7 protein-coding genes and 1 pseudogene are annotated in these 9033 nt (G+C 46.2%); 7 read left to right on the forward strand and 1 reads right to left on the reverse strand.

What is annotated here, in order from left to right:
* Window positions 1-405: 405 nt before the first annotated feature.
* Complete coding sequence (locus LRP50_RS24790) at window positions 406-558, reverse strand: hypothetical protein (protein WP_274167075.1); 153 nt, start codon at window positions 556-558, stop codon at window positions 406-408.
* A gap of 695 nt (window positions 559-1253) precedes the next feature.
* Between LRP50_RS24790 and LRP50_RS24795 the strand changes: the two genes are divergently transcribed.
* From LRP50_RS24795 to LRP50_RS24825, 7 genes and pseudogenes are all read left to right on the forward strand, one after another.
* Window positions 1254-1772, forward strand: coding sequence for an Hcp family type VI secretion system effector (locus tag LRP50_RS24795; protein ID WP_017015011.1), 519 nt, complete (start codon window positions 1254-1256; stop codon window positions 1770-1772).
* A gap of 106 nt (window positions 1773-1878) precedes the next feature.
* A complete protein-coding gene (locus tag LRP50_RS24800) occupies window positions 1879-3435 on the forward strand; it encodes a type VI secretion system Vgr family protein (RefSeq protein ID WP_274167076.1) in 1557 nt (518 codons plus the stop codon).
* Between the two features lie 9 nt (window positions 3436-3444).
* On the forward strand, window positions 3445-3936 hold the full coding sequence (locus tag LRP50_RS25800) for a bacteriophage T4 gp5 trimerisation domain-containing protein (protein ID WP_274167077.1): 492 nt from the start codon (window positions 3445-3447) through the stop codon (window positions 3934-3936).
* A gap of 7 nt (window positions 3937-3943) precedes the next feature.
* Window positions 3944-4213, forward strand: a complete 270-nt coding sequence (locus LRP50_RS24810; RefSeq protein ID WP_274167078.1) for a PAAR domain-containing protein — start codon at window positions 3944-3946, stop codon at window positions 4211-4213.
* On the forward strand, window positions 4200-5510 hold the full coding sequence (locus tag LRP50_RS24815) for a DUF4123 domain-containing protein (protein WP_274167079.1): 1311 nt from the start codon (window positions 4200-4202) through the stop codon (window positions 5508-5510). Before LRP50_RS24810 ends, LRP50_RS24815 begins: the two co-directional genes overlap by 14 nt.
* Before the next feature lie 2 nt (window positions 5511-5512).
* Window positions 5513-8521, forward strand: a complete 3009-nt coding sequence (locus LRP50_RS24820) for a toxin VasX (protein WP_274167080.1) — start codon at window positions 5513-5515, stop codon at window positions 8519-8521.
* 2 nt (window positions 8522-8523) lie between these two features.
* A pseudogene (locus LRP50_RS24825) lies at window positions 8524-9033 on the forward strand (hypothetical protein); the annotation flags it as partial.

Raw genomic sequence — 9033 nt, forward strand, 5'->3', positions numbered from 1 at the left:
CGCACACTCTTAACGGTTAATGTTCTTCTGCTTAGTTGCGGCTTTGTGCTGTAATTTTGCGAGTCCGGCAATGAGCAGTGGCTATGTTGTTCGTATTGTACTGAAGGAAACTTTCTTACAGAGTGGCGCACAAAGTTAGTGCATGCTAATGATGTATCACTAACCACTGCCAACACATATCATTAACTACCACATTAATTATTGTAATATGTTGATTCTTATCGGGTGGCAATATCACCTTCTACTGCCATCCGCTTTTAAAACCAGTAAGTTATATCAATTCAATGCTTGGTTTTGCCTAAGTGGTACACTTCGTGTGTGACACCGTACAGAGTCATTGATTGATTCTCCTTTCTATGCGCAATCCTGATTGAAACGCAACTGTTCGCGTTACTTCATCCCTTTTCAAATTTCTATATTTCTATCCCCGTTTGTGTGCTCCTGAGCGTTCATTGAAGCATCTGTGTCTTTTGGAATTGCCGTCCAATCATCATCAATAAAGTAACCATCGCATCTGGCATTTTCACGGTGCTGCTGGTTTTTTACGTCTGCTATCATCGAATCAAGCCTTAACTCTAAAAAGTAATCCTCGTTACATTTAGCAATATCCTTGTCGATGGGTTTTGATACCACGGTTTTAGTGGATTTTTACGTGAGCGGTCGATTAGCACGTAACTGGCGACGGAAAGGAAAGTGGCGGTCACGATGAAAAGTCCATGGTAGCTAAGAGCCAACAGATTGCGCCAATATGTTGAGAGTTGTCGAGCAACATTGCGTTGATTTCAGGGAAACCCTGCAAAAGTATCTAGACTAAAATTGAAGAAGACAGAGCATGCCTAGATCAATAGGAAAGTGATTGGGCTTCTTGCTTTACCCTTCCAATGCATTTCAATCACAAAAACAAAAACAAAAACAAAAACAAAAACAAAAACCGTTTCAACACGTTCAGATCTCAGCCATAAACCCCATCATTGCTGTTTCAACGCCGCCCTGGGCTTCTCAGAATGTACTCAGTTGGAATTAGATGACTGATTGGCGTGTTAGTCAGGAGGAGCATTTCATCCATGGTGCGGGGCCAGCGTCAACACTGAGCAATTTCTTGCTCGCTGGGTAACTATTTGCTTGAAATTAGGCGACTTTTTGCCCGCTCACATTTCTCTATATCGTATCTTATTGATTTTTATGTTTGTTTTTCATGGCACAGATTGTGATTACTAATCTGTTCTTCTATCGCAATCTCAAAGGACATTACGATGCCAACTCCTTGCTATATCGCCATCGAAGGCAAAACTCAGGGCAACATCACTGCTGGCGCGTTCACTGCTGACTCTGTCGGTAACATCTACGTCGAAGGCCACGAAGACCAAATGCTGGTTCAGGCGTTTGACCACATTGTTACTGTACCGACTGACCCACAAAGCGGTCAGCCTTCTGGCCAACGTGTTCACAAGCCATTCAAGTTCACCGTGGCGCTGAACAAAGCGGTGCCGCTGATGTACAACTCACTGGCATCAGGCGAGATGCTGCCGAAAATTGAGCTGAAGTGGTACCGCACCTCGGTGGAAGGTAAGCAAGAGCATTTCTTCTCTACCATTCTGACGGACGGCACCATCATCGATATCGATTGCCAAATGCCTCATTGTCAGGACGCACAGAAGAAAGAGTTCACCCAGCTGGTGACTGTGTCTGTGGCTTACCGCAAGATTGATTGGGAGCACACAGTTGCGGGTACCTCTGGTGCTGATGACTGGCGTGCGCCGATTGAAGCGTAAGCGGTAATGCCACGGTGCGCAGCTTAGAGGAAGCTGCGCCCTGAGAAAAACCCGCGATATGCGGGTTTTGTTGTCTCACTTGTCAATAATATAAATGGAATCGATTATGGCGACGGAAAGCGGACTTCAGTTTACGTTAACGGTAGAAGGACTGTCAGACGACACTTTTTCAGTCCTTGAGTTTACAGGTGAGAGCAAACTCTCTTCGCCATACCTATTTCAAGTTAAACTCGCCAGTCGCCACGCTTCCCTTTCTGAGTTTGATATTGTCGACCGAAACGTTACGTTAAAGCTTTGGAATCATGGTGTGTTAGAGCAACGGTTCCATGGTGTCATTCGCCAGTTTACGAGAGGCGATACAGGATTCAGTCACACACGTTATACCCTTGAATTTGTTCCTGCCCTTTCGCGTCTGTCTCTTCGTCAAAACAGCAGAATTTTCCAGCAACAAACCGTTTCTGAAATTATCAGCCTCCTCCTTCAGGAAATGGGCATCGACGATTTCGCATTTTCGATATCGGGCTCACCGCAAGTCAGAGAATACTGCGTTCAGTATCGGGAAACCGACCTTGAATTTATTGAGCGTCTGGCGGCAGAAGAGGGCATTTTTTACTGCTTCTTGCATGAAAAAGACAAGCATACCGTGCTTTTCTCTGATGACACACAGACCCTTTCGCATTCTGATTTGTCTCTGCTTTACAACGCCAAAGCGGGCGGTGTCAGCGCTGTGCCTTTCATTAAAGGTTGGGAGTTTGCTGTTCAAACGCGCCCTTCATCTGCTGTGCTTAAAGACTATAGCTTTAAAAAGCCTGCCTACGGTTTTTTGCATGAAAAAGCGGGTAATGAGATGGGGTACCAACGTGGGGAGTATGAACATTATGACTACCCGGGTCGCTATAAAAGTGATGCTGCAGGAAAACCCTTCACTCAATATCGTCTTGAACATTTAAGGAGCGATGCATTTGTCGCCAGTGCGTCCAGCAATGTATTTCAAATCGATGCAGGGCTGCTGTTTGACCTGCAAGATCATGACGATGATGCCTCAAACAGAGATTGGATTGTTGCAAATATGCGCTGTGAAGGCACGCAACCTCAGGCACTCGAAGAGCATGGTGGTGAGGGTATGACCACCTTCCACAACCACTTTTCTGTTATCCCAGGTCATCGACCCTGGCGACCTGCCCCCCGTCCTAAACCTTGTGTTCAAGGGCCACAGATCGCCATTGTGACCGGTCCTTCAGATGAGGAGATATTCTGTGACGAGTATGGCCGCGTGAAGGTCCAATTTCCTTGGGACAGATACGGAAATCACGATGAAGCTTCGAGTTGTTGGGTGCGTGTTTCACAAGGTTGGGCTGGCGGACAATACGGTATGGTTTCCATCCCACGCATCGGGCATGAAGTGATCGTTTCTTTTCTTGAAGGGGATCCGGACCAACCCATTATCACCGGGCGAACCTATCATGCGACGAATGTCCCTCCATATCCGTTACCAGCCAATAAAACTCGCACAGTGATTCGCACGGATACCCATAAGGGGAAAGGGTCAAATGAGATCCGTTTTGAAGATGAAGCAGACAAAGAAGAGATCTACGTTCATGCACAAAAAGATCAGAATATTGTTGTAGAAAACAATGAAACCACCACTGTTATGGTCAACTGAAGTGAAAACGTGGGAAACAATGAAGATATATCGATAGGCAATAACAAAACAGTTTCAGTGACAAAGGACCACTTTGAACAAGTTGGCCGTGATAAACATAAAAAAATCCTCCGAAACGAAATAATCAATATTACCAAAGACCACATACAGAATGTTGGGAACATTCAGCGGGATAACATCTATGCTGACCATCAATATATCGTAGGTGGTCATTTCAAAGGGGAGATCGCAGGGACCCAGACACTCAATGTGGGAGACAAAATCACGCACAATACGCGTCTCCACGAATTGATGGCATTCGAGAAATTTGTCATCAAGGGGCCGGGAGGGAAAATCACCTTAGACGCTTCGGGTATAACGATGGAAGGTGCAGTCATCAATCTGAAAGGTAACGTTAATATGGGTGGCTCAGGGTCTTCGCAAGTTCCGAGCCTCAGCATGGCCGCAAACAGCGCAAAACCCATTGCAGAAGAATGCCCGTCCCCAGAAAGCGAGGAGTGAAGCAAAAATGTTAAAGCCAATTGCCCGCATTGACGACAAGCATGATTGCCCCAACCCTGATCATTGTGGTGCAAGCCCAAATGTGATTGTCAGTGGCACTGTACATATTTGTGAAGGAAAGCCTATCGCAACGGTTGGCGACAAGCTTTCCTGTGGGGGAGTCATCACCTCTGGGTCTGCTTACGCGAAAATAGATGGAAAGTCCGTTGCTGTTTTGGGCTCGGATACCAGTTGCGGGGGAAAAATTATTACAGGTGCTCAAAATGGCAAGGCCTGATAGTAATACTGCGTTGTCTTTCGATACCTATCTTGCTGCGGCTTTTTTTATCAATATTGACGACCAAACCGAATATCGTGCTCTTGTCGCGGCTACAGCAGCGGAGCCCTTGCAAGTGGATGCAATCATCAGTGATGCGTTAACAAGCAAAGGTTATGCATTGATCGAGACCCGAGATGTCATGGAGAAAATGACCTGGTTCCGACAGCATGGTGCTCCACAAGAAGCGGTTGATTTGATCAAAGCGCTAACAGAAGAACAGAGGGCCTCTATCGGCAAAACCAAAGCCCTAAATGGCCTGGATACACCCGAACAATATCCGTACCTCAACGTTATTCCTATTCCAGATTTTCCACCTCTTGATGGTCAGTCGACGAAACGTGTACCACCAGTGCTGTTCCCTTACTTATTTGGAGAGCTGAGTGCGACTTCTGAGGAAGACGGTGATGCACAGGGCTTGCTAAAGACCTACGCCGTCCTGGATGCTGCAAAACTTCAATGGGGGCGCAGTGAAATTGAGGACTCACGGCTTAACTTTAAGTGTCTGTTTAAAGGCAAAGCCGAAGAGGCGCTGTCTGATGTCGCGCCTTATCTCATCGAACTTTGCCCGGACAGTGACTTCACGCAAAAACTGTTTACTTACAATTCAAGAATGCCAGATGCGATGACGGGTGTGCATCTTTGGCATAAAGCGCCTGCTATTTATCTTCGAAGCAGTTTGCCATTAGAGGCACTATGGCAACATTTAAGGCGCTTTACTCAACTGCAGGATAACAATGGAAAACGTTACTTTTTCAGATTTTACGACCCCATCTGGATTGAAGCGTTGATAAAAGCATTAGGGCCAGAGCGCTCTGCACACCTCTTTTCGAATAAAATTGCTTGTATTTTGGCCATTTTGCCAGAAGGAGAAAGCGTTTTACTCTCTCTAAACCACTCACACATAACGGGTGATCGCCCCTTAAAATGGGATGATGAGCTAAAACAACAAATAGGTATTCAGACCCACGAAAAGTTTGCTGTGAAGTTATCTGGCACTCTCTCAGAGATGTTTGCGGATTTCTCGGAATTAGACCGCTTAAAGAAAATCGAATTTATTCAGTCAGCAACTCAACAGGCAAAAGCATACAATTTTCTCACTGAAAAATCGGTTGGCTATTTTACTGCCGCCATTTGGCTGATGAGAGAGAAAGGCAAAGTATGGATTGAAAACACGTTGCCTCACATCGTTGACCTAAATCTGACAGAAAGCGACCAAACAAGGATGTTGCTCGAAATAGCAAAAAAGGACAGTTAAGTATGACGACAAACCTGGATTCACTTTCTGATCACCCGATCGAAGATGCTGTTGAAAAATGTGACAACATCACACCCATCTATCCTGTTCGCTATGCGTACGTCAATCTTTTTGATGAATTAGTAGCCGCCTCGGAGCCGCCGGACGTCAACACGTTGTTAAACGCCACTTCAGTGCAAGCAAGTAAAGGCTATGCGATAAGACTATTAAGAGAAGGGTGGGTTTACATAAGAGAAGAAGGTGGGAAAGACGTTTTCCATATTTTTAAGTATACCCAGGTAAAATCCACAAACGGCGTCAATGAACGTTTCGAGAAATACCTGTTTGCCAACGGTATCAATGCGCAAGGCGGACTTCGTTTAGACACCTCTTCTGGAAGAGCTTCCTATCCATTTGTATTTGTGTCTCCCGGTACATCAAACATATCTATTGCCTATTCCCAACACGAGTGGGCACCCAACATTATTGACCGTATGAACGGCAATAAAAGCGAACGCACTGCGGCAATGCAGCAAGTGAATATTGTTAGTGATAGCTCTGGGCATACTGTAGACGCTACTAAGGAAAACCTCTCTCTCCTTGTCGAAGACTACCGGGGTCAACAGCGCCGCATTCTCTCGCAAACCGCTGGGATTGGTGTCGACTTGTTAACGACCCAAGAAAGCTATGAGTTATCGCCTGATGCCATTGCAGCTCAAATCCAAAGTAGCCTTTGCTATCAAGAAAAAGCGAAGATTGTCGCGTTATTCGACCCTGTTGGACGCCAAATTGAGTTGGCACAAGCGCATGCCAAACTTGCCCTCTGGGAGCAAGATTACTCGTCGATGAACCTTTACCCTTACATGATAGGTGGTTTCGTCGACTCATTTCTTAAACACCCTGACAAAGACGTGAAATCAGCGGCATCAGATAATATTGATACAGCTGCTCACGCCGAGTATTGGGGCAAAATGCAAACACAGTTTGATACCTTTAAAGCGCGAAGGGAGAAACTGCTGAATATCTACTCCACGTTTGCATACGGTTCTAGCGCGACGAACAAGGTTGGTTCACTCGATACCTACATGAAAATGTTCTTTGACCCAGCACCAGGCAGCAACGAAGCAACCGAGCTTGAGCTGCAAAAGTTGGCAGAGATAAGCAGTGCCTATTTTTCAGGCCTGATGGCCTCGCAAGAGGGTAAGGCTGCGCTTGAAAGCATGATTGAACATGCCCATTCAACAGCAGAGGAAGAACAAAAGGCATTGGTTGATAAGGATAACGCATACGATGTCTTTTCATACCTTTTAGAAAAGCTTGTTACTCAACCTCAAGCTGAATTTGACTGGGCAGACAAAACCGCCCGCTCAATGGATATCCTGCTTGGTGCGCTTGGGCCGATGTGGGGAGAAATAATGGCTTGGGGCCAATACAGTGGCAAACTGGCTTATCGAGCAGGCAATAAATTGTCAGCTAATGCGCTTCAATACACAGTAGACAGAGTGATCCCTAATGTTTGGAAAGTCATGGGCATCAGCATTGAAAATGGAAAAGTGAGGTACACCTCTGACAAACTGGCGCAGATACTTTCAGAAGCCATTGATAAGCAGATAGAGCTGGGCGGCAACAAAGGGCTTGAAAGCTTAAAACGTGCACAGAGGTCACTTGAGAGGGGACAAAGACTTTTTGATTGGGGCAACCTTCAGAGAAGCTCCCGCCTTCCTAAGTTGTGGTCGTTGGCTAAAGTCAGTGTAACCCGTGCTTCAGGTGGGCGTTTTGCTTTTTCTGTCGGGGAGACTGCAACACAGCGTATTGGGATTGCTTTTGATACGTCTTTTGCGGGGTTTTCAGCCTTTGCCAATGTGATGACGGTGATGTCAATCCTGAACCAATCCCGTTTTGACCATGCTGACCCTTTAAAGCGTGGTGGTGCTAGCTATGATGCGTTGAGGCTGACTTCCTGCATTTCCGCCTTAACTGTTGATGTTATGGTTGTTGCTAGAGGTGGTCTCCTGGTTGGTGAGCAAGTTATCAGAACCATGCCGGCTTCCGTGGCGACTCGCTTTGTTCCCGGTTTATCGTCAGGTGCAAAACACTTTGGCCGGCTACTGGCCGGGAAAGCCGCTACCCGACTCATTGCCATCGCCAATTTTATCGGTGCAATTACGTCAGGGTATGATGCGTACAATGCAGCAAGGGCTGGTAACCATGGTGCGGCGGTCGGGCACGCAGCCATCAGTCTCGGGTCTGCGCTTCTTTTCGTAGGGGCCACAAAAGCACTGTTTGCCGGTGCAGGGGCAGCCAGTGGCACTGGCGTTGGTCTGCCAGTAGGGGTGGCCATTTTTGCGTTGGGGTTGATAGTCGGCGGCGTAGGATTGCTTCTTTACTATGAAAAAAATCCGTTTGAAAATTTACTGTTTAATTGCTTTTGGGGAAAGAGTGACCGTTATGGTTTTTGGTCATTCAAAGATGGGGGGGATGTCACTATCAGCCAGAGGCTTTTTGATGCCATTGATATTCATAAGGACACAAGAATTTCTACAGCTTATCAACTTGAACTTCAGGAGTTTATGAATTTTCTGGCGATGCCTTCGCTGTCGCTTGACCGTTTTGGTGGTAGCCTCACCAGACAGATTGTTGGTAATAGTTGGTACGATACGCGTCACTATACCTACTCCTTTGTGTTGCCTCAGTTCCGCGCGGGTGTCTCTGAGGTGATTGGAGGGATATACAAAGCTGATGGTTATGATTTGACCACGGGACAGATAAAAACGGTGCTTGATGGAGAGTCGACAAAGAAGTTTAAAGCAGCCTTACAGCAGGCGATGAGTTCGCCCGAACGAGCAATATACAAAGAAGGCGCCTTGTATCTTGAGGTTTCTGCTGAGTTTACGCAGCGCGCCAATTTGCTGTGGATTTACCAGCCTATGCCGGGAGTTTATACGCCGCTTCGAGTAATAAGTGGCAATGGTAATTTGATAAGAAGCGATCAGCTCATCGCAGGTATGGTAAACGAAAAGCCCCGAGGTTAATCATGAAGAAAAGACCCCAATATGCCTGGTGGCAAACTATTTATGCACAACCCATCGCTAATTGGTGGAATGACCTTCGGGAAGGCGTCGATGTGAAACCACTCGATGATCCTATGGAGCCAGTAATGTCAGTCACTGACGAGATTCTGACAGTGCGCAATGCCAGCCACAACGCCTTATTTGCTTTTATGTTGCCAATGATGCTCGCCAGTTGGTTTATGGCTTTCACCGGCTACGATATGTTTTGGCCTGACCTTAAAGCGATAGAACAATCGGCCAACGAAAGTATCAGCAATAAAATGGCTATATTTGGTAACGACTTTTTCGAAATTACAGAAGAACCAGTAGCTTTAAACATATATAGCCGGGTAGGTGAAGATGGGAAAACAAGTTGGGGAGAATATATTAATTACAGAAGAAGTCAGTATGGAGGGGGGTTAGGTAAATTTACCTTTGAAATGGCACTGATTCTGGCTCCACTCTTAGCTGCGCTTTACCTTACCTATCGTGTA

It is taken from the genome of Enterovibrio gelatinilyticus (assembly GCF_028683095.1).
Classification (GTDB): domain Bacteria; phylum Pseudomonadota; class Gammaproteobacteria; order Enterobacterales; family Vibrionaceae; genus Enterovibrio; species Enterovibrio gelatinilyticus.